The sequence below is a fragment of the Ochrobactrum sp. MYb379 genome, from assembly GCF_037479515.1.
Lineage (GTDB): Bacteria > Pseudomonadota > Alphaproteobacteria > Rhizobiales > Rhizobiaceae > Brucella.
In genome coordinates this window covers 342,298-363,567 of sequence record NZ_JBBGYW010000002.1, presented here as the reverse complement: position 1 = coordinate 363,567, position 21,270 = coordinate 342,298, and the positions used below count along the sequence as shown (strand labels likewise).

Genomic DNA, 21,270 nt, shown 5'->3' with positions numbered 1-21,270 from the left:
TCATCCGGAATGAAAAACAGAACTGTTTCTGCACAACAGCACACAGTTTGTTATTTTCAAACAATAAGTTTGATCTATCTTGTCTTGCAATGAGCGCAAAGACTGATCACTGCTACACCAAATCATTGAATCGAACGGGAAAAATATGACCGTCAAGACAGTTGCCACCACGCCCTTTCAGGATCAGCAGCCCGGCACATCAGGCTTGCGCAAGAAAGTGCCGGTTTTCCAGCAGCCCAATTATGCCGAAAACTTCATCCAGTCGGTTTTCGATGTGCTGGACGGTTTCGGGGGTAAGACCCTCGTGGTGGGCGGCGACGGACGTTTCTATAATCGCGAAGTAATCCAGAAGGTCATCAAGATCGCAGCCGCCAATGGCTTTGGTCGCATCATGGTTGGTCAGGGTGGCATTCTGTCCACGCCTGCCGCTTCCAACATGATCCGGAAGTACAAAGCTTTCGGTGGCCTCATCCTGTCAGCAAGCCACAATCCTGGTGGTCCGACCGAAGATTTTGGCATCAAGTATAATATCGGGAATGGTGGCCCGGCACCTGAAAAGATTACCGAGGCAATCTATGCGCGCTCCAAGGTGATTGATCAGTACAAGATTATTGAGGCTGCGGATGTTGACCTCAACACGCTCGGAACCGCCAAGATTGACGACACCGAAATTGTGATTTTTGATCCGGTAGCAGACTATACTGAGTTGATGGAAAGCCTGTTCGATTTCGAAGCGATCCGCGCCATGATCAGCCAAGGCTTTGCGCTAAAATTTGATGCTATGCATGCCGTTACCGGCCCTTATGCCAAAGAAATTTTTGAACGCCGTCTGGGTGCGCCGGAAGGCAGCGTGATGAATTTTGTGCCGCTGCCAGATTTTGGCGGGCATCATCCCGACCCGAACCTCGTTTATGCCAAAGAGCTCTATGATCTGCTGATGTCAGATAATGCGCCAGATTTTGGAGCGGCGTCAGACGGTGATGGCGACCGAAATCTCATTATCGGACGCGGCATTTTCGTAACTCCATCCGATTCGCTCGCCATGCTTGCCGCCAATGCGCATCTGGCACCCGGCTATAAGGACGGCATTAAGGGCATCGCCCGCTCCATGCCAACCAGTGCCGCAGCCGACCGCGTCGCAGAGAAGCTTGGCATCGGCATGTATGAGACGCCGACCGGCTGGAAGTTCTTCGGAAATCTGCTCGATCATGGCAAGGTTACGATCTGCGGCGAAGAAAGCTCCGGCACCGGCTCCGACCATGTGCGTGAAAAAGATGGATTGTGGGCTGTTCTACTCTGGCTCAACATTCTCGCGGTGCGCAAAGAAAGCGTGAAGGACATTGTCGAAGAACATTGGGCGCGCTTTGGTCGTAACTATTACACCCGCCACGATTATGAAGCGGTTGATTCCGACATTGCAAAGAAGCTCGTTGCTGATTTACGCGGTAAGCTTGCAAGTCTGCCGGGCACCAGCGTCAATGGTTTGAAAATCGAAAAGGCCGATGATTTTGCTTATCATGATCCGATTGATCATTCGGTGAGCGAACATCAGGGCATCCGCATCTATTTTGAAGGCAGTGCGCGCGTGGTTCTGCGTCTGTCCGGAACAGGTACATCTGGCGCGACGATCCGCATTTATATCGAGCGTTATGAAGCAGATCAGGCCAAGCATAATCTCGATACGCAGGAAACGTTGGCAGCGCTGATTGATGCTGCCGAGCAAATTTCTGAGGTCAAAAAGCGCAGCGGACGAACTGAGCCAAGCGTCATCACATAATGAAATGGGCCCTCACGGGCCCTTTTCTTTTTTAAACTACTCGAAAACAATAGCCGGAGCCGGTTTTCCCGCGCCTGCGCCAGACTTCATGTTTTCCCAAACCTTAGCGGCAATATCGCGATAGATTTTCGCGTGTTCGCTATCCGGTTCGACCGCGGTAATCGGCGTTCCGTTGTCTGAATGCGCGCGCACATCCATATGCAGCGGCACTTCGCCTAGGAACGGCACATTGAGACGCTCCGCTTCCTTGCGTGCGCCACCATGACCAAAAATATCATAGCGTTTGCCGGTATCGGGCGCGATGAAATAGCTCATGTTTTCGACAATGCCCAAAAGTGGCACATCGACCTTGCGGAACATATTGAGGCCCTTGCGCGCATCAATCAGCGCCAGATCCTGCGGCGTTGAAACGACCACAGCACCCGCGAGTGGCACCTGCTGCGCCATGGTGAGCTGCGCGTCACCCGTACCGGGAGGCATATCGACAACCAGAACATCAAGATTGCCCCATGCCACTTCGCGCAGCATCTGTGTCAGCGCAGAAATCACCATCGGGCCGCGCCAGATCATCGGCGTGTCTTCTTCAACCATGAAGCCCATGGACATGACCTTAACGCCATAATTTTCCATCGGCTTCAAGGTGCGTCCTTCCACCGTTTCCGGGCGGCCAGAAAGACCAAGCAAGCGCGGCATCGATGGGCCATAAATATCGGCATCAAGGATACCGACCTTCAGGCCATTCGCCACCATACCGAGCGCCAGATTAACCGCCGTCGTGGATTTGCCGACGCCACCCTTCCCCGATGCAACTGCAATGATTGCGCCGACGCCCGGAACCCCCGGTTTCGCAGCCGGACGCGGTTGTGGTGCCGCAGCCTGTGCAGGGCGCGGCTGTGGCTTTGGCGGGGGCGGGGCGTCGTCACTTGTGCGACCGCCTTTCTTCTCAGCAGTCAGTGTGACCAGCGCGCCGGACACGCCCGGTATTTCCTTAACCGCTTTTTCCGCAGCCAGCCGCATCGGCTCAAGCCCGTTTGCGCGATCCGCAGGAACCGTGATGGAAAAGAAAACCTTGCCGTCGGCAATGAAAATATCCGACACCAGACCGAGCGACACGACATCGCTTTCGAAATCTGGTCCTGTTACGGCCTTCAGCCGCTCCAGAACCTGTTCACGCGTTACGCCTGACATTATTCCAACCTCGTCTGCGGCAAGCCCTCGTCTGCAACACGCATTGCGCTTGCCCGCTTTGCATGTCTTGAGATAAGCCAGTTTTAGCCAAAAGGCCAATAGAACCAAGCAAAGAGTTTTATAGAGACAGGTGACATAATGGCCAAAGCCATCCACACGATGATACGCGTTCTTGATGAGGAGCGTTCCGTTTCCTTCTACGGCCATGCTTTTGGTTTGAAAATTGCTGAACGCATCGACTTTGAAAGCTTTACGCTTGTTTATTTGCGCAATGACGAAGCGGACTTCGAAGTTGAGTTGACCGTGAACAAAGGTCGCACCGATCCTTATAATCTTGGCGATGGCTACGGTCACCTGGCTTTCGTGGTTGATGATCTGGGCGCCGAACATGCCCGCTTCAGTGAGCTCGGCTTTAAGGTCGGCAAGCTGGTAGACTTCAAAAATGGTGACGCGCTGGTCGCGCGCTTCTTCTTTGTCGAAGATCCAGATGGCTACAAGATCGAAGTCATTCAGCGCGGCGGACGCTATCAGTAAGGCACATCAGGCGAGCAGTTTATCAAATCGCCGCTCGCCTACTAACAAATCAGCTTCTATTTGACGCTTGGCAAAGACGGTTGCCTTGGAATAGATAAGGTCAATCCTGAAGGAGCACTCGGATTGAATAGGCGCACAGTCCAGTTACGGGCAACATTGGCAATACGCATCTTGAGCGTATTGGCGTTGATGCTTGTCGCGTTCGGACACAAGCCAGTCGCGCTCGCTTCTCCAGAACAATTTCTGCTCGCACAATATGTGTTGCCTGATGGCAGCTATCCCGTGCTTTGTATCACCGATCATGCAGTCGATATTGACGGTCATGAGGATGATCAGCATTTGCACAACAACACTGTTTGCGATGCCTGCCGCATTTCATCAGCGTTTCTGTGTCCTGCGCCTGCTCCATCGACAGGAGCCACAATCAATATTGCAACGGCTGATATTATCACGCCATCAGAACCAGTTCTGAGGCAGCAGACTTATCCGCCTCAAGCGCCGCCACAAGCGCCGCCTTTCGCCTGAAATCAGTCTTTTCCTGCACGCGCTTAGAAAAGCTGCGTCCCGACACATGATTATTCAGGTTCTTTACAATGAAAAATGCTCGTCTTTTGACATCTGCCATTTCGCTCTTTGCCCTTTGCGCTTCCGCAGGCATGGCAAACGCCCACTCATCGCTTGACCGGAGCGAAGCCACGGCAGGGAGCCGCTATAAAGCTGTTGTGCGCATTCCGCATGGTTGCGACGGCAAAGCCACGACTTCGGTAAAAATTGAACTTCCAGAAGGCTTTATCGCGGCCCAGCCACAGGCAAAAGCCGGTTGGAAAATAGAAACCGCCAAGGGTGATTACGCACAGAGCTACAAAGTCCATGGCAAAGATGTGACCTCCGGCGTCAAGCAAGTCACGTTCAGCGAAGGCGAATTGCCAAGCGATTTCTATGATGAATTCGTGGTCGTTGGTCAGCTTGCCAAGTTTGACAAGGACACAACGCTGTCCTTCCCGGTGACCCAATATTGCGGCACGGATGATTCCGTTGCATGGACTGAAATTGCAGCGGACGGCCAGAACCCACACGACCTGAAAAGCCCTGCCCCGCAGCTTCGCGTTCTCGTGGCTGCCGCGTCAGATGATCACTCCGGACATGGCTCGCATGGCAATCACGCCATGGCTCCAACCAAAGCGGGCGATCTGAGCATCAGCGGCCCTTCCATCCGTGCAATGGTTCCGGGTGCCAAGGTTGCTGGCGGTTTCCTTACGATCAAGAACGACGGCAAAGCAGCTGACAAGCTGGTCAGCGTCACAACGACTGGCGTTAAGCGCGTTGAAATCCATGAAATGACCATGGACAATCAGGTCATGAAGATGCGCAAGCTTGAAAATGGTCTGGATATTCCTGCCGGTGAAACTGTTGAGCTAAAATCCGGTGGCTACCACCTGATGTTCATCCAGCCAGACCATCCGTACAAGGAAGGCGACAAGGTTTCCGCTACGCTGGAGTTCGAGAAGGCTGGAAAAGTTGATCTGGAATTCCCTGTGACCCCGCAAAGCGGTAAGTCGGAAGATCATTCCAACCATTAATGTTAGGGTAAAGGGCGCTAACGCGTTTCTCTCCTTACAGCATTATGCGCCCGTTTGCCGCAACCGCTACCCCGTTGTAGCGGTTGCGTTCTTCGTTTATAGCTATAAACATGAATGTAATAGTATAGAATAATTCTAATTTATTGAAATAATTCTGCTTTTTAAAAGCTGACTAATTGACTCCAGATCAATTTGCAGCTTTTATGAAGCGTAATTATTTTACTTAACCTTTGATGTTTGGGCCTTGAACCCGTTCGATTGGAGGACCAGATGATCGGTCTCAGTGAGTGCCGGTCCGCAAATGTTGATGGATTGCCGTGGCAGTTGCATCTTTTGCCGACCGGATATTGTAATGCGCGAGGGGAAACAGAACGCCTCGTGAAATCAAAGCAGCAAGACTGCGCACGTGTTCGCACCTCTGAATGGAGGCGCACATGAATATGCGTATTTCTGAGCTGAATGGCACCAACAGCGTCGGCTATTATGACCGCCTGCCTGAGAAGCTGGTGCTTGAAGGCTATCGCCGCTGGACCGCCGGTTTTGAGACCGGATCGATCATTCCCTGGGAAATGACCTGGGGCCTCTATTCGGAATTGCTTGGCGCATCAGAAGCAAAGCGGGCCGTGGGCGAACTGTCCCAGTTCATTCGTGTGCTGCACCATTGCGCGAGCTGCCAGCTGCGCGCCTTTCCATTCGATTCACACCATGTCTGCCGCGAAGAGTGTCTGACGCTCGGTCTGATATCCGGCATCCAGAATCAGGATGGCTTGTTGCTCGATACCTGTCTTGAGGCGATTGCATGTAAGCGTCGCAGCCATGATGTGGCCGATGCTGCACGTAGTTTCGCCGAGACATTGGCGGATTTCGGACAGACTTTGCTGCCAATACCCATCCATGCAATCGACAGTGCTTTGAACATATCCCGTCGCGCGACTTTTCACTGAGCTGAAAACGCAGCACGAAAACCAATTCAGATTGAGGCCGCGAAAAGCGGCACGAGGAGAACGAAAATGCAGGCCAGAACAGAACGACGCCTCGGCTTTGTAGCAGCGATTGCACTCACCGCATCAGCCTTTGCAATGCCAGCAGTATCGACCCAGATGGCACAGGATGCCACTGCACCTGCTACGCTTCATGCATCAGTGGACAGCATGAAACTTGAGCTATCCCGCCTTGTCGCTTTTGCTGACAATGCGGCTAAACCAGTTCACTACGAATAAATTCTTTAGCTATTAGCCGGCCGAAACGCCTCCAGTCAGTCCGGTAAAAACAAGAGCGCGTGCATTACGAAATGCACGCGCTCTTTTTGTTTAGGCCGATGGGCGAACCGATCATCCAACGATGATCGGCGCCTGTCCCTGAACACGATTATAGAGATCAATAATGTCCTGATTCATCAGGCGGATACAGCCCGACGACATCGACTGCCCAATCGACCACCACTCCGGTGAGCCGTGAATACGATAACCCGTGTCGCGACCATTCTGGAAAATATAGAGCGCACGCGCACCCAGCGGGTTCTGCGGACCCGGTTCCTGACCGTTGCGGTATTTTTCAAGATCAGGTCGGCGCTGGATCATTTCCGGCGGAGGCGTCCAGCGCGGCCATTGCTTCTTATACTGCACATTCGCACGGCCCTGCCATTCAAAGCCCGCCTTGCCGATGCCCACGCCATAGCGCAGCGCTTCACCGCCCGGCAGGACATAATAAAGGAAATGGTCTTTTGTGCTGACAACGATTGTTCCAGGTGCCTGCCCTGTCGGATCTGGCACGATCTGACGGCGGAACTCTTTCGGCACCTTTTGATACGGAATGGCAGGCAGCGCATATTGGCCTTCCTGCACCGCAGCATACATAACATCCGGCGTCGTGATATTCTTATCGACGCTGATTTGCGGACGCATCGGCGTAATGCCACCCGTCGACATCGGGTCCAGATTCATCTGAAACGCCGACATGTCCATGGTTTGCGAACAGCCCGCAACGCCGCCCAGCATAGCGGCACCTGTGCCAAGCAGAAAATGGCGGCGGCTTAATTTCTCAGTCAACTTAGACATACAAATCGCCTAACTCAAAACAACTGGCAAAATGCCTTCTGATCATTTTGACAATTTGCGTCCTTATGGTTGAGGAAGCGTTAAATAGCTCGCGCAAACGTTAAGAAAATTGGTTACCGTGCCATAGATAAAACAAAGGCCGGGATTGCCCCGGCCTTTCAAATTTCAACTGAATGATGGATCAATAGTCTTTTTCGTAGAAGATACCGGCACTGGAATCCCCATCTGATCCAACCGCACCCTTAATCTTCAGGTTTCGCGAAATATCGAGATTGACAGTGCCTTTCGTCGCGCCAGCTGCACCGGCTTCAACGCCGAGATAAATATTATCCCGAATATAGCGCCCTGCCCTCACACTGGTCTGGCCCTTGCTGTCTGTTACGACATCAATGTCATCCAGCCCCGTTCCCTGACGTAATTTGCTCATGAGCGAATTGTTGGAGCCGCCAGCAAGCTCCGCAGCGGCTGCTGCAAGCTGCGCGATCTGGAAGGCTGACAATTCGCCAATGGAGCGCTTGAAGATCAACTGCGCAAGCACTTCGTCCTGTGGAAGTTCCGGCGATGATGAGAAAACGATATTGAGATTATCGACCGTTCCCGTCACCGTCACAATTGCAGTGATATTGTCACCTTCACTGCGGGCCACGAAATTGATCTGCGGGTTGAGATCGCCAACAAGCGTGACACTGCCTTCGTCAAAGGTAATACGCTGACCAAGGATGCTGATGCGGCCACGGATCAGGTCAAACGAACCAACCGGCTGGATATTGGTGACAGGGCCGGTGAGACGCACACGCCCGCCCAATTCCGTATCAAGACCACGACCACGCACAAAAATCTGGTTCGGCGCATTAACAAGAATATCAAGGCGCGGAACGGTTGGACGCGAGGTTGGCGTCGGCACTTTGCCCCTGCGCGTTTCGACCTTGGCGCGTTCAAGTGTTGTCAGCACATTTTTTGGCGTATGGATATGCGTTACCGGAACATAGGTCGCGCCACCGCCCAGATTTTCCGGAACAGTGATTTCCGCACGTTCGACATCAATACGACCAGCAATCAACGGATCACGCATGAGCGGGCCGGTGATGGAAATGCCACCATTGACGGTTGCTGCTACCAGTTTGCCATCTGCATAGCGCGCATTATCGAGCTTGATATCGATATTCGCGGGAAAATTGGCAGCCGCATTGGTCGATATCGTGCCAGTCGCGGAAACAGAACCGCCGCCCCCCAACGCTGCATTGACTTGACGCAACGTGATGGTTTCACCCTCCATCGCGCCCATGACATTGATATTGTTCAGGCGAAGGTTTGTTTCAGGATCAATGAACTGTGCACCCGACGTCGAGAACATGCCACGCAGCTGCGGCTTGTCGAAACCACCTGAAACGCTTGCGGTCAGCGACAGCGTGCCGCTTGCCTGTGAACCACGATCAGCAAGGAAGCGGTTGGCGAGAGCCAGCGGAACACTGCCCGAAACATTCACACCAAGGCCCTGCCCCGAAAGCGGAACTTTGCCATTTGCCGTGACATTGAGACCCTGTGGACCTTCAAGCGTCAGCGACGAAATATCGACAGTCTTTGCTGCGTAATTGCCAGCCGTTTGCAAGCTTATTGGCGCAAGGCCGTTGTCACGCAGAGGCTTGGCAGCAAGACCTGTTCCACGCAGATTAAACTGCGCAGCTGGATTGGTCAGCGGGCCAGTCACACGCGCAGTACCAGTGACATTTCCGGCCAGATCCTGACCTTTGACCGCGCCGTTCAATGCAGTCAGTGGCAGATTGGCGAGGTTAACATCAACGGCCAGATCGCCTTTACCAAGCGGAACAGCCCCCTTGGCGCTCACATCAATACCGCCACCACCGGTAACACGCGCATCGACATTGAGACGATTGTTATCCGAGGTACCTTTGGCATCCGCATCAAGCGGCGCAATGCCCTGATTTTTCAGTTCGGCAGCAGTCACGCCACGCGCAGTGATGTCAAATGCCGCGTTCGGATTATCTTTGGTGCCTGTAACGCGTGCCGTACCGTTGAGCGTGCCGCCAAGCCCGAGCTCAGGCTTGAACGTATTGGCAAGTGCCAGCGGCAGATTGGAGAGTGCGACCGAAAGATCGAGCCTATCGCCAACCGCACCATTGACCTTCACCTGTCCGTCACCCGTATTGACAATAATATCGCCAAAGGAAATGTCGCTGCCTTTCATGGCAATGGTTGCAGGTGCGGCAAGCGTTGCCGCGAGGTTTCCTTGCTTCACGTCTGCAGATGCAAGTGCCAGTTCAAAGCCACCATCTTTTGGCTCAAGCGAACCGGAAGCATTGGCAAGCGTACCAATCTTGAGTTTGGTGCTGGCCGTAAAATCGGTCTTTGTACCAGTTGCATTGGCTTTGGCGTCAAAATTATCAATGCCGAACGTGCCAACCAGAATGTCGCGCGCACTCGCCGTACCATCGACAACCGGCACGCCGAACAGATCCTGCGCGGTGAGCGCAATATCAGCCGATGTAATATGATTGCCGTTGATTTTAAGGCTATTGGCCTTGGCATTGACGGTTGCGTTCTGGCGCTCGCCATTGGCATCAAGCGCAATATCGGCATTTGCAGAACCAGTCGCATCAGCAAGGAAGAGCGCTGCGGCTGTGGAAATATCTGGTGCATCGACCTTCAACTGGCCTGCCAGCAAGCCTTTTGCATTCTGCGTAACATTGCCAGAAAGATGCGCACCGCCTGCGTTGAACACTAAGTCGGTCAGACGTTTCTCATCATTGACGATGTCAATCAGCGTAGCAAGATCGATCTTCTGGCCATTGAGGAATGCGTTACCGGCAAGCTTGCCCGACAAAGACGCGCCCGTTGTGGCATTCCCATCAAGCAGCGCGTTAAAATCAAGCGCGCCTTCTGTGAGCTTGCGATCCGCCAGCGTTCCCTGTGGTGCATCAGCACGCAATGCCAGGGCAATCAGCTTATCATCACCACGCGCACTTCCCTTGATCGTCATGCGGCCCGAAGCTTTTTCGGACAATAGCTTGAGATCAGAAAGCATCACACCGAAATCAAAGTCAGCCTTGTCGGATGCAAAAGAACCATTGGCGGTGATTTCGCTCAGCTCATTGCCAATGCGGAAATTACGCGCTGCGAAACCTTGCGCGCTACGGGCAATCCCACCGCTTAGCTTCACATCGCCATTCAGAATATTATCGACCGCTTCCGTGCCGGTGCGCATATTCTGCGCATTGCCGTCGAGATTGAGATCGAACGCACCGCTGATCGGGCTGACAGTGCCAGATGCCTTCACATCGATGCTACCTGCAAGATCGCGGTCAGCGAGCGCTGCATAAGGCGCAAGGCTTGCGACCTTGGCTGCGATATCGCCATTGAATGTGAAATCATCAATCTTGCCAGCGAGTTCAAGGCTCAGGCCGTTGCCTTCAATTGCAGCCTTTGTAAGATCGACAGCAGTGCCAGCACGCCAGCCGCCCGCAATCGCGAGATCAATTTTATCGCCCAGCGCTTCAGCAACTTTAGCATCGGTCGCATCGATTCCGGTGACACCGCCCTTAACATCGAATGTTACGCGGCGGTTGGCCGCGTCGTTCAGGTTTTCAGCAACGCCGCCCATGTCGAGCGCAATGCTGGAAGCCGAAATAGTCGCATTCTTAAATCCAGTTACAGCAAGCTTGCCGGTCCAGTCATTGGTCGGGCGGTCGCCGTAAGCGATTTGCAATGTGGCGTTGTTGATGGCTGTTTCAGCGCCTTTAACCGGCAGAAGCACTTGCCCCTTGCTGTCATCCTGAATGGTTGCGTCTACGCGCAGCTTGTTCAAAAACCCGTCATTGCCAGATTCAGCCGACGCTTTAACGTTGAGCGCAGCACTCTTGAGTGCCAGATCATCGAGACGGAAACCACCGCCATCTTTGAGCAAACCATTGGCGGAAAGGGCCGTTTCAGCGCCAAAGAAATCGCGGAATGCTGGCGGCACCAGAACAGCAATAGGACCATTGATCTGGGTCGCAAACACGCGTCCATCGGCCTGACGCAGCAGTGTAAAGCCACCCGTCAGTGTGCGACTACCATTGGTATCGAGCGCCAGATCGATCTTAAGATCATCCAACGTGCCCTTGCCAGTCAGTGTCAGATCAACCGGCGGGCGACCATCAATATTGAGCACATTGGCAACAATACCATTGGCAGGCTCAGCGACTTTCAAATCAAGATCGAGCTTCTGATCGGCATTGGCATAGGCCGCACGCAGCGAAAAATTACCGCCCGGACCATCAAGACGTTTAATGTCAAAAGCAGAAGTCAGCGATCCATCGGCAAGCGACAAGTTACCCGTGAGCGACACTTCCGATGGAAGGCCAAAAATATCAGGGCCGAATTTGAGACGTGCCACATCAAGGCTATCGATATTGATCGACAGCGGCAGTTCCGGCAGGCTGAAACTCGACGATTCAGGCGATGGCAGACCTGTATCCGGCAAAGGCTTGCGGATAAAATCAATGCGCTCAGCAACGAGCGACTGAATGCTCAGACGACCCGTGAACAGCGCCGTACGGCTCCAGTTCAGCTTGGCATTTTCAATGCGCAGCCACACGCCTTCACGATCAGCAATGGTAATCTGGCCAACACTTGCCTCAGACGACAGAAGCCCGCTCAGGCCTGAAAACTGGATACGACGGTTTGGCGCGGAAAGTTTGCTTTCCACGAAGGAGATGAAATACGACTTTTCTTCTTCCTGCTGTTGCTCTTGGGCGACGGCAGGTACTGCGAAAAGGATGAAGGCGAGAAGTGCGAGAAATCTGGTCAAAACGCCTGTCCTATGCCTACGTAGAATGCATAGCTCGGATCGCCCGAGCGGCGGTTAAGCGGAAGAGCGACATCGAGACGGATCGGCCCAAGCCCCGTCAGATAACGCAGACCAAGGCCCGCGCCGACACGCATTTCTTCCGAAAAGTCAGGATAGGATTGTTCGCCGACATAGCCAGCATCGACAAAGCCCACAACGCCGATGGAATCGGTGACGCGTGTACGAACTTCGCCCGATGTTTCAACCAGCGAGCGCCCGCCAATCGTGTCTCCGGTCGATGTTTCGACACCGATACTGCGGTAGGAATAGCCACGGATCGACCCGCCGCCACCTGCAAGGAACAGTTGGTTCGGAGGAAGGTCAGCAATATCCGCACCCACCACGGAACCGAGTTTCACGCGGCCTGCGAGAACGACGCGATCCGTTGCGCCAAAGCCGTAATAAGCACGACCTTCTGCGGTGAAGCGTGTTGCGAAGTTGCCGCGCTGAAATTCGTAGAAAGGCTGAACATTGCCTTCTGCATAAAGACCCGAAGTTGGATCAGGTTTGTTATTACGGCCATCATAAAGAAGATTGCCTTCAAGTCCGCCAGTCGTGAACTCGCGCTTTCCAAAAAAGTCATCTTCAAAGCGGCCATGGCTTGCCTTGGCATAAAGCGCACCGGACAGTTCATCGCTGAAAATCTGTGTGAAGCCAGTCTTCGCATTGATCGAAGTTTCGGTATAGGCGTCGAGCACTTCGCGCTTCGCATCTAGCGCTGCCACAAAGTCCGTATCCGGCGTATAAACGCCCGGCTTCGCAAAGCTCGTGCCAAGCGTATAGGTGAAATTTGTCGGGTCGAAGGAATTATCCTGCGATCCGCCGACACCACTAACCTTGGCATCAAAACGCAGACGTTCGCCTCGGCCAAACAGGTTTCGATGCATCCAGTAACCCGTCACACCGAAACCGTCGAGCGTCGAATATTCCGCACCAAAGCCAAAGCGACGGGGCTTTCGCTCCTGCACATTGAGCGTCATCGGCAAGCTGCCATCCGGCCCAATTTGATCGGCTTCCTCAAAGTTCATCGCACGGAAAACTTCCATGCGGCCAAGACGCTTCTTGGCGTCTTCAATATCTTTGGGACTGTATTGCTCGCCTTGCTTAAGGCCGGTCATCCAGGCCACAAATTGCGGGTCCATGCGCGCGGTGCCAACGACGCTGACCGGCCCATAAAATGCCTTGCGACCCGGATCGAGCGAGACATCAGCGGCAACTGTATCGCCATCATGGTTGGCAACAATGTCTTCGCCAGTGATTTTCGCTTTCGCATAACCTTGCTGACGCCATGCCTCAACCGCTAGTCGCTCAGCCTTCAGGATTGTGGTTGATCGGGCAACCTCACCCGGCGCAAAACCAGCTTCTTCCGGCGTTTGAATTTTGTTGCGTTTATCCGCATATGGCGGCGCGATATTTGAAATAGCCGTGCGGGAGAACAGGAACTGCGGACCCGGATCGACCGAAATATCAACCTTAGCATTATTTGGAATGTCGGTATCGGCAGGAATGTCCGCTGCCTCCCGCCCATTGACCTTAATGGATATCGTGCCACCGTATCGGCCATCACCATAAAGAGCGGCCAAAATCCGACGATAATCACCGCGTGCTTTTGCCAAAAGGCCAGCTGAACCGGATGCAGGCGTTTCTTCATCTGAGACGAGACCAGACGCGCCATCAATTACAGATTTCAGATCAGCATCGCTACCGTCGGCATTTTTTCGGGTGCCAGAAGTAGTGACTTCGACGGTGTAGCTTTTGGGATCAATAATGTCGGGATCAGTTTCTTTCTTCTGACCCCAAAGGTGAATCCCAAAAATCTCAAACGCCAAAGCAGGCGAAACCGTCATCGAAGCAAATTGCACCGCCAAAGCGAGCACAATCAAACTTCTTCCCTGTATCGTCCTGTTACGCCTAGTCATACACAATACTGTCCGGTTGCAATTTCACGACCGCTTGGGCAGTGCCTCGTCCTCCCCCGAAATCCCAGGACGATTCAGGGATTAACATAGTGCGGTAGGAAGACCAAGCTTCAACCCGATGCGTTTTGACATTTCAGGCCCGGATGCCGTGCTTTGCGAGCAATGACCAGCTTTAACAAAAGCCCTCACAGCGAACCCAAACAGCGATCCAAGCCCTAAAGTCAAATATGCCCTATTTTGAATAGATTGAGTCAATGGAGCGTTAATAAGCGGACAAGATTAAACTAAAATTTATTCGCAATATGAATGCGGCCCACCAGAGGGAGGGACTCTGGCAGGCCGCGGCTCAGGTCATGATTGTGCGGGGAGGATATGACCTGAAGACAAAAAAATCTCAGAAACGTTAGAACGTAAGGCTCGTCTCGCTTTCGTCTTGCTATTCATGTTCGTAATTCTGCGGTTGCGTCTAAGCGGAATGGCCAAGCCCAAGCCGATCAGTCTGCATTTAATCAGGCGACCTCATGGGCCTCACACCTCCACCAATAGGAGGAACTGTTGAAGGACCGGAATCACGATAAGGATCGTATCCCGGTGCGGGATCCGGTTGATAAGGGTCATAACCAGGACGAGCGGGTGGGCGCCGTCTAATCTCCACACCATCGCCAATAGGAACCCTAGCGCCACGCGACATTGAATAGTTTGGCGCAGGAGAATAACGACTGAAGCTTAAAAAGCGTGACGATATCCAGCCTCTATAGAAGCTAGTACGAACTTGACACCAACTACCGCGACATGGGCCAGCATCAACTCCCATACCCGCCGGTAGCGACGCTAGCCGCTCGTAATTACTCCCGGGACCAGTTTTTAAATTCGCGTTCGCAGTTACCGTTGCAGGTGCTGCAAAGACGGTACTCGGCATCAGGAATAGGGATACAAAAACTAAAGCGCCGAAAAATCTATTGCTCGTAAATAAATCAGATAAATACATTAACATTTCTCCAAATACGCAATTTAAAATATACGATTTAAGAAGTTAATGCGCGTATCTTTATACCAAATATCCAAAAAATGCAAATACACATTAAAATCGTGCTTAATAAGGATAAGCAATACATCGTATTACACGTGATTTATGTCAAACAATTTCACTTATTAACATTTTTAAAAAATTTTAATTAAATTTACTGCTAAATTTATTCATCACTATATCAAAATAAAAGCGCCCTGGAGGGAACCAGGGCGCCACGCGACTTTTAAGGGGGAGAGGGAGGAAAAAAGTCGCGCAACCGGGCCGTCAGACCTGGTTTCAGGCGATCAGAAGGCCAGCCGGAACCAGCCTTCTGAAATTCAATTATGGCAGATTACGCGCATCATCCGGTGTCATATACATCGGCATCATATTGGTATCGAGGTGATGCATGACCCAGATGGAGCCAGCAAGCACGATAGCCAGAATAATGACCGTGAAAATGAGCGCCAGAATGTTCCAGCCATTTTCCGACTTCGGATCAAGGTGCAGGAAGTAAACCAGATGCACCACGATCTGAACAGCAGCCATACCGATAACAATCGCTGCGGTCGTTGCTGGTGTGAAGTAACCATTCATCGCCAGCATAAACGGAACGATGGTGAGAACGATCGCGAGAGCCAGACCAATCAGGTAGGACTTCAGGCTGCCATGTGCGGCTTGATCATGTGTTTCGTGTCCAGAGCTCATCACAATACACCCAGCAGATAGACAAGGGTAAAGACGCCAATCCAGATGATGTCCAGGAAGTGCCAGAAGAGGCTCAAGCACATCACGCGCGTCCGGTTCTTTTCAGTCAGGCCATCACGCAGAAGCTGGGCGGAGAGCACCAGAATCCAGATCAGACCCGAAGTAATATGCAGACCGTGGGTTCCGACCAGCGCAAAGAAGGCCGAAAGGAATGCACTTCGGCTTGGACCTGCGCCTTCAACGATCAGGTGATGGAACTCATAGATTTCCATAACAAGAAACGCTGCGCCGAGCAGGAACGTCACGCCCAGCCACAACAAAACGCCTGCGCGGTTGTTGCGGTACATCGACAACGTGGCCAGACCGTAGGTCAGCGACGATGCCAGCAGGATCATGGTTTCTGTCAGAACGAACGACAGATCAAACAGTTCACGGCCGGTTGGGCCACCCGCAAACTGATGCGCCAGAACGGCATAGGTTGCAAAAAGGCCCGAGAAGAGAACGCAGTCGCTCATCAGGTAGATCCAGAAGCCGACCAGTGTGGTCGACCCTGCATCGTGATGGTCTTCGTGAGCCGGATGCTCGTTGCCACCTGTGAAAGGGGCAGATTTATAACCCATAGCGCTCATGGATCAGGCCTCCTGAGCATTCAGTTGCCGAGTGCGTTCGTCTTCGACGCGCTGCACTTCTTCGGCCGAGACATAATAGTCTCTGTCATTGTTGAAAGAATGGGCGATAGCGACAGCAAGCACACCAACCGCTGCGCCAATTGCCAGCCACCAGATATGCCATATCAGAGCAAAACCTAGTGGAATGGTCAGCATACCGATGATGAAGCCAGTACCCGTGTTGCGCGGCATGTGAATGCGGGCAAACTTTTCTGTACGACGAACATAACCGTTCTGCTTCATATCCCACCAGCTGTCTGGATCACGGACATGCGGCACTTCAGCAAAGTTATAGAATGGCGGAGGCGAAGACAGCGACCATTCCAGCGTACGGCCATTACCCCATGAGTCACCATTGAGGTCACGCAGCTTTTCACGATCACGGATCGAAATCATGATCTGGAGAACCTGGAAGACGATACCGCAAAGGATAATCGCAACACCGATGGCAGCAACGATCAGGTAGATGTGCCAGGCTGGGTTTTCAGTGTGGTTCAGACGACGGGTCATACCCATCAGGCCAAGCACGTAGAGCGGCATGAACGCAAGGATGAAGCCAACGAGCCAGCACCAGAATGCCTTACGGCCAAGTCCTTCGTGCAGCTTGAAGCCGAATGCCTTTGGCCACCAGTAGATGAGACCGGCGAAGCAACCAAACAGCACGCCCGAGATGATCACGTTATGGAAGTGGGCGATCAGGAACACCGAGTTGTGCAGTACGAAATCCGCAGGTGGAACAGCAAGCAGAACGCCTGTCATACCGCCGACAACGAAGGTGCACATGAAACCGATGGTCCAGTACATAGGTGTCGTGAACTGGATGCGCCCCTTATACATGGTGAACAGCCAGTTGAAGACCTTAGCCCCTGTCGGGATCGAGATGATCATCGTTGCAACACCAAAGAAGGCGTTGACGCTTGCACCGCCACCCATGGTGAAGAAGTGGTGCACCCAGACGAGGAACGACAGAACAGTAATCGCAACAGTTGCGTAAACCATCGACGTATAGCCGAAGAGACGCTTGCCAGTGAAGGTCGAGACGACTTCAGAGAACACACCAAATGCAGGCAGAACCAGAATATAGACTTCCGGGTGACCCCAGATCCAGATCAGATTTACATACATCATCGGATTGCCACCACTGTCATTGGTGAAGAAGTGGAAATCCAAATAACGGTCAAGCGAAAGCAGAGCGAGGGTAACGGTCAGGATCGGGAACGCAGCCACGATCAGAACGTTCGAGCAAAGCGCGGTCCATGTGAAGACAGGAACCTGCATCATGCCCATGCCCGGCGCACGCATCTTAATGATGGTGGTGATCAGGTTGACGCCCGAAAGAAGCGTACCCATGCCGGAAATCTGCAATGCCCAGATATAATAATCGACGCCGACATCCGGACTGAACTCGATGCCAGACAGCGGCGGATAAGCCAGCCAGCCGGTCTTTGCGAATTCACCGATACCCAGCGACAAATTGATCAGGATTGCACCAGCAACGGTCAACCAGAAGCTCAACGAGTTGAGGTATGGGAAGGCCACGTCGCGCGCACCGATCTGAAGCGGAACGGCAAAGTTCATAAGACCGACGATGAAAGGCATTGCCACGAAGAAGATCATGATCACGCCATGCGCCGTGAAAACCTGATCGTAGTGATGTGGCGGCAAGAAGCCTTCATTCGCACCAGAGGCAATCGCCTGCTGAGCGCGCATCATCACAGCATCCGAGAAGCCGCGGAACAGCATCACGAAAGCCAGAATGATGTACATAATGCCGATGCGCTTGTGATCGACAGATGTGAGCCAGCCATGCCAGAGATCTTCCCACTTTTTATAGTAGGTGATGGCTGCGAGAATAGCGAGCGCCCCACCAGCCACCGCGGTCAGTGTGACCATGATGATAGGCTCGTGATAGGGTATCGCTTCGAGCGTAAGTTTTCCGAACATTTCTATTCTTACTTCGATTGGAGTGCGATCAACAGTTTAAGCCCCGGGGAATACATCCGGGGCTCAAGCTGCATCGGCATATCAGTTTTCAAGCTGCGTCATACGCTGCGGCTGAGTGAGGCATAGAATGTCATTTGCCCACTGGCTGAAATCGACGGGCGAAGACTTGCGCAGGTCCGAACGTGCTTCACGCACCATCTGTTCCTGATGCATCTGATCATCGATACAGACGGACTTTCCATCCCAGCAACGATTGACGATGTTATGAAACAGCGCCTTATCATTATAGGCAAAGTGCTGAACAGGCGCCTTTTCGCTTGGCTGAACCAGCGAAGCATAACGCTCACGCGACAGTTCCTGACCCGAAGCCTTGGCATCGGCAACCCACTTGTCAAAGTCAGCCTGGTTGAGCGAATGCGCTTTGAAACGCATCTGAGCAAAACCCTGACCGCTATAATTCGCGGAGATACCGTCAAACACGCCTTCATGATTGGCAATCAGGTGAAGCTTGGTCTGCATGCTTGGCATGGAATAGACCTGGCTACCGAGCGCAGGAATGAAGAACGAGTTCATAATGCTGCTGGATGTCAGCTTGAAGTTCACAGGAACATCAACCGGCATCGCCATTTCATTGACAGACGCAACACCCAGATCAGGATAGATGAACAGCCACTTCCAGTCGAGCGCAACAACTTCAACGTTGATCGGCTTCGCATCAGACACCAGCGGACGATACGGATCAAGCTTATGCGTTGTGATCCACGTCACCGTGCCAAGCACGACGATAATGACCACAGGGATCAGCCAAACCGCAGCTTCGATCTTGTTGGAATGGTGCCAGTCTGGCAGATATTCTGCCTTTTCATTGGTCGCGCGATACTTCCAAGCGAAGTAAAGCGTCATACCAATGACCGGGATCACGACGAGCAGCATAAGGCCCGTCGCAAAGAAAATTAGATCGCGCTCTGCCACACCGACCTCTCCTTTCGGAGAGAGCAGGACCTGGTTCTCGCAGCCGGCGAGGAACGCCGTGAGGGCCAAGACGGCGAACGAAACGATCGTCCGGGGGGTGCCGTGTTTCATTTGTCTTTCCATCCTGCACGCAAAGCGTCAGCTCTGGTGCATGCGTCATTTTCTAGATTTCGGTAAATTCTGAAAATTTCAAAAGTACCGATATAACGAATAATCCCGTTTGTCACGCGCCAGACCAAAAATGTATTGGATCGAAATGTCGCGGCTGCATGGGTTTGAAGAGTCATAATCGACCCATTCGGAATCATATTGGACAAGCCAATTGCGATTGGCGGTTCTCTACAAGTTCAAATCAAAATTTTCAAGACGATATTCAGTGGTAAACTGGCTGTGATTAATGGCAAAGATGAAACTTGCTAATAAGAATACATTAAGTCTAATGAATGCCATCCATGCTTATTTTGTATTTTGCAAATTAATCATATTAAAACACAAGACATACAATACCATATATATATCGATACAACAAATAATTCTATGGAATCCATCGCAAATTGGACTCAGAACGATTCCAGTCTGCGTTGAGATGCTGTAGTTTCAACTTGCAGAAACTGAAACCAACGAGACATGCATGATTTTTGGTAATTGGCCAATCGAAGAAACTGAGGGAGCAGTACTTGGCTATGCAATTGCCACAGGCACTCACAATTTTCGCAAAGGCACGCTGCTTACGTCGGATCATGTTGCGGTTCTGAAGCATCACGGCCTCACGCATATTTTCGCAGCTCGTCTCGAAAACGATGACATTAGCGAGAATGACGCGGCGCTTGCAGTTGGGAAATTGCTAATTTCAGCAAATCTCCAGGCAGGCCCGCCCATTGCAGGACGCGTCAATCTTTTCGCTCAACATGCAGGTCTGTTTCATGCCAATGCCAGCGACATTGATGCAATCAATCTGCTTGATCCCCGCATTTCAATTGCCACAGTACGCAAGGATTGCCGCGTTGATCGCGGTCAGATGGTAGCAACCGTCAAGATCATCCCGTTTGCCATTCCAAAAGCCTTGATTGAAAAGCTAGAAGGAAAGCAACGCAAAGCAATTGACGTCAGGCCATTCCGCGCCACACGGATCGGCCTTATACAATCACGGCTGCCGTCGATACGTGAAACGATATTCGAAAAAACCAAAAATCTGATTTCCAGTCGCGTCGAGCGAAATCAGGGTTCTGTGTCCATGGAGCATCGCGTTGCTCATGAGCAAACGGCGCTGTCTTCTGCAATCCGTGAAGCTGCCAAGGATTGCGATGTCATCGTGATTTTCAGCGCATCATCAATTGCTGACGAAGCTGACATTGTTCCACGCGCAATCATCAATTGCGGGGGCAAAATCCTGCGAATGGGCGTTCCGGTCGATCCCGGTAATCTTCTTGTGCTGGCAAAGCTAGACGACAAATATATTGTCGTAGCACCCGGCTCAGCACGAAGTGCACGCGAGAACAGTCTTGACTGGATACTGGATCGGCTGATGGCAGGAATGCAACTCAGCGCAAACGATCTGGGAAGAATGGGCGTCGGCGGGCTCGTTCTATAGAACTGGTTTAGCAGTTGTAGTCGAACACCAAAATGCCGTCGATCCCGCCCTCTGCGAGTTCAACAAGCTTTCCACCGACCACCGCATGATCAGGATGTGGAAGATAGGCATCCCGCGACGCTTCATCCGTGAAGTCGACGACGAAACCGTGTCGGAAACCTTTTTCCAATGCTTCAGGGCTGGTATTCGCGCCAACGCTGACCGCAACAATACCATCAATCTTTTCACGCAATGCAACAACCTGATCAAGCGCTGCATCGATTTCCGCGGCTGGAATCTCAGACCTGAACTTCACAAGAACGATATGGCGCAGCATTGATTATCTCCTCGCAGAATGCCGCCAGACATTAGAGCCTATTCGAAAAACCGAGAAGGCATTTTCGATGCATCACCTGCAAATAATGAAAGACTGAAATAACAGTCGTCGGGGATCAGCAATACAAACGCATTTTTAAAACGAAAAAGGCCGGGCTGAAC

General features: G+C 52.3%; 17 protein-coding genes. 7 read left to right on the top strand and 10 right to left on the bottom strand.

Annotation, left to right across the window (positions count from 1 at the left end):
* Nucleotides 1–145: 145 nt before the first annotated feature.
* A complete protein-coding gene (locus tag WH356_RS05820) occupies nucleotides 146–1,777 on the top strand; it encodes an alpha-D-glucose phosphate-specific phosphoglucomutase (RefSeq protein WP_339509242.1) in 1,632 nt (543 codons plus the stop codon).
* Nucleotides 1,778–1,813: 36 nt separating this feature from the next.
* Here the strand turns inward: WH356_RS05820 and WH356_RS05815 are convergent, their stop codons facing one another.
* Nucleotides 1,814–2,965, bottom strand: a complete 1,152-nt coding sequence (locus tag WH356_RS05815) for an Mrp/NBP35 family ATP-binding protein (protein ID WP_339509240.1) — start codon at nucleotides 2,963–2,965, stop codon at nucleotides 1,814–1,816.
* Nucleotides 2,966–3,103: 138 nt separating this feature from the next.
* On the opposite strand from WH356_RS05815, the gene WH356_RS05810 reads away from it, so the two are divergent.
* The 5 genes from WH356_RS05810 (at nucleotide 3,104) to WH356_RS05790 (ending at nucleotide 6,299) form a co-directional block, all read left to right on the top strand.
* Nucleotides 3,104–3,499 carry a VOC family protein gene (locus tag WH356_RS05810; RefSeq protein ID WP_339509239.1) on the top strand — a complete coding sequence of 132 codons (396 nt, stop codon included), beginning with the start codon at nucleotides 3,104–3,106 and terminating at the stop codon, nucleotides 3,497–3,499.
* 189 nt (nucleotides 3,500–3,688) lie between these two features.
* Nucleotides 3,689–4,024, top strand: a complete 336-nt coding sequence (locus WH356_RS05805; RefSeq protein ID WP_339509515.1) for a hypothetical protein — start codon at nucleotides 3,689–3,691, stop codon at nucleotides 4,022–4,024.
* Nucleotides 4,025–4,092: 68 nt separating this feature from the next.
* Complete coding sequence (locus tag WH356_RS05800; protein ID WP_339509238.1) at nucleotides 4,093–5,079, top strand: DUF1775 domain-containing protein; 987 nt, start codon at nucleotides 4,093–4,095, stop codon at nucleotides 5,077–5,079.
* A gap of 434 nt (nucleotides 5,080–5,513) precedes the next feature.
* The gene (locus tag WH356_RS05795) at nucleotides 5,514–6,023 is read left to right on the top strand and encodes a hypothetical protein (protein WP_339509237.1); all 510 of its coding nucleotides are present in this window, start codon (nucleotides 5,514–5,516) and stop codon (nucleotides 6,021–6,023) included.
* A 66-nt stretch (nucleotides 6,024–6,089) separates the two neighbouring features.
* A complete protein-coding gene (locus WH356_RS05790) occupies nucleotides 6,090–6,299 on the top strand; it encodes a hypothetical protein (protein ID WP_339509236.1) in 210 nt (69 codons plus the stop codon).
* Nucleotides 6,300–6,410: 111 nt separating this feature from the next.
* Here WH356_RS05790 and WH356_RS05785 read toward each other — a convergent pair whose 3' ends face one another.
* The 8 genes from WH356_RS05785 to cyoA form a co-directional block, all read right to left on the bottom strand.
* A complete protein-coding gene (locus WH356_RS05785) occupies nucleotides 6,411–7,136 on the bottom strand; it encodes a L,D-transpeptidase (RefSeq protein ID WP_310012691.1) in 726 nt (241 codons plus the stop codon).
* Between the two features lie 181 nt (nucleotides 7,137–7,317).
* A complete protein-coding gene (locus WH356_RS05780) occupies nucleotides 7,318–11,943 on the bottom strand; it encodes a translocation/assembly module TamB domain-containing protein (protein WP_339509235.1) in 4,626 nt (1,541 codons plus the stop codon).
* Nucleotides 11,940–13,901, bottom strand: a complete 1,962-nt coding sequence (locus WH356_RS05775; RefSeq protein WP_445253628.1) for an autotransporter assembly complex protein TamA — start codon at nucleotides 13,899–13,901, stop codon at nucleotides 11,940–11,942. The genes WH356_RS05780 and WH356_RS05775 overlap by 4 nt, the downstream gene beginning before the upstream one ends.
* Before the next feature lie 505 nt (nucleotides 13,902–14,406).
* Nucleotides 14,407–14,820 (bottom strand): SH3 domain-containing protein, encoded by a 414-nt coding sequence (locus tag WH356_RS24025; RefSeq protein ID WP_445253643.1) that lies wholly within the window; start codon nucleotides 14,818–14,820, stop codon nucleotides 14,407–14,409.
* Between the two features lie 432 nt (nucleotides 14,821–15,252).
* Entirely contained in the window at nucleotides 15,253–15,618 is a 366-nt protein-coding gene (gene cyoD, locus WH356_RS05770; RefSeq protein WP_310012700.1) for a cytochrome o ubiquinol oxidase subunit IV, read from the bottom strand.
* Nucleotides 15,618–16,238, bottom strand: a complete 621-nt coding sequence (cyoC, locus tag WH356_RS05765) for a cytochrome o ubiquinol oxidase subunit III (RefSeq protein ID WP_421565396.1) — start codon at nucleotides 16,236–16,238, stop codon at nucleotides 15,618–15,620. Before cyoC ends, cyoD begins: the two co-directional genes overlap by 1 nt.
* A 12-nt stretch (nucleotides 16,239–16,250) precedes the next feature.
* The gene (gene cyoB, locus WH356_RS05760) at nucleotides 16,251–18,230 is read right to left on the bottom strand and encodes a cytochrome o ubiquinol oxidase subunit I (RefSeq protein WP_339509233.1); all 1,980 of its coding nucleotides are present in this window, start codon (nucleotides 18,228–18,230) and stop codon (nucleotides 16,251–16,253) included.
* Nucleotides 18,231–18,311: 81 nt separating this feature from the next.
* Nucleotides 18,312–19,313, bottom strand: a complete 1,002-nt coding sequence (gene cyoA / locus WH356_RS05755; protein WP_339509232.1) for a ubiquinol oxidase subunit II — start codon at nucleotides 19,311–19,313, stop codon at nucleotides 18,312–18,314.
* Nucleotides 19,314–19,833: 520 nt separating this feature from the next.
* Here cyoA and WH356_RS05750 point away from each other — a divergent pair.
* Nucleotides 19,834–20,793, top strand: coding sequence for a molybdopterin-binding protein (locus WH356_RS05750; protein WP_339509230.1), 960 nt, complete (start codon nucleotides 19,834–19,836; stop codon nucleotides 20,791–20,793).
* A gap of 7 nt (nucleotides 20,794–20,800) precedes the next feature.
* Here the strand turns inward: WH356_RS05750 and WH356_RS05745 are convergent, their stop codons facing one another.
* Nucleotides 20,801–21,109 (bottom strand): Dabb family protein, encoded by a 309-nt coding sequence (locus tag WH356_RS05745; RefSeq protein WP_339509229.1) that lies wholly within the window; start codon nucleotides 21,107–21,109, stop codon nucleotides 20,801–20,803.
* Between the last annotated feature and the right edge of the window lie 161 nt (nucleotides 21,110–21,270).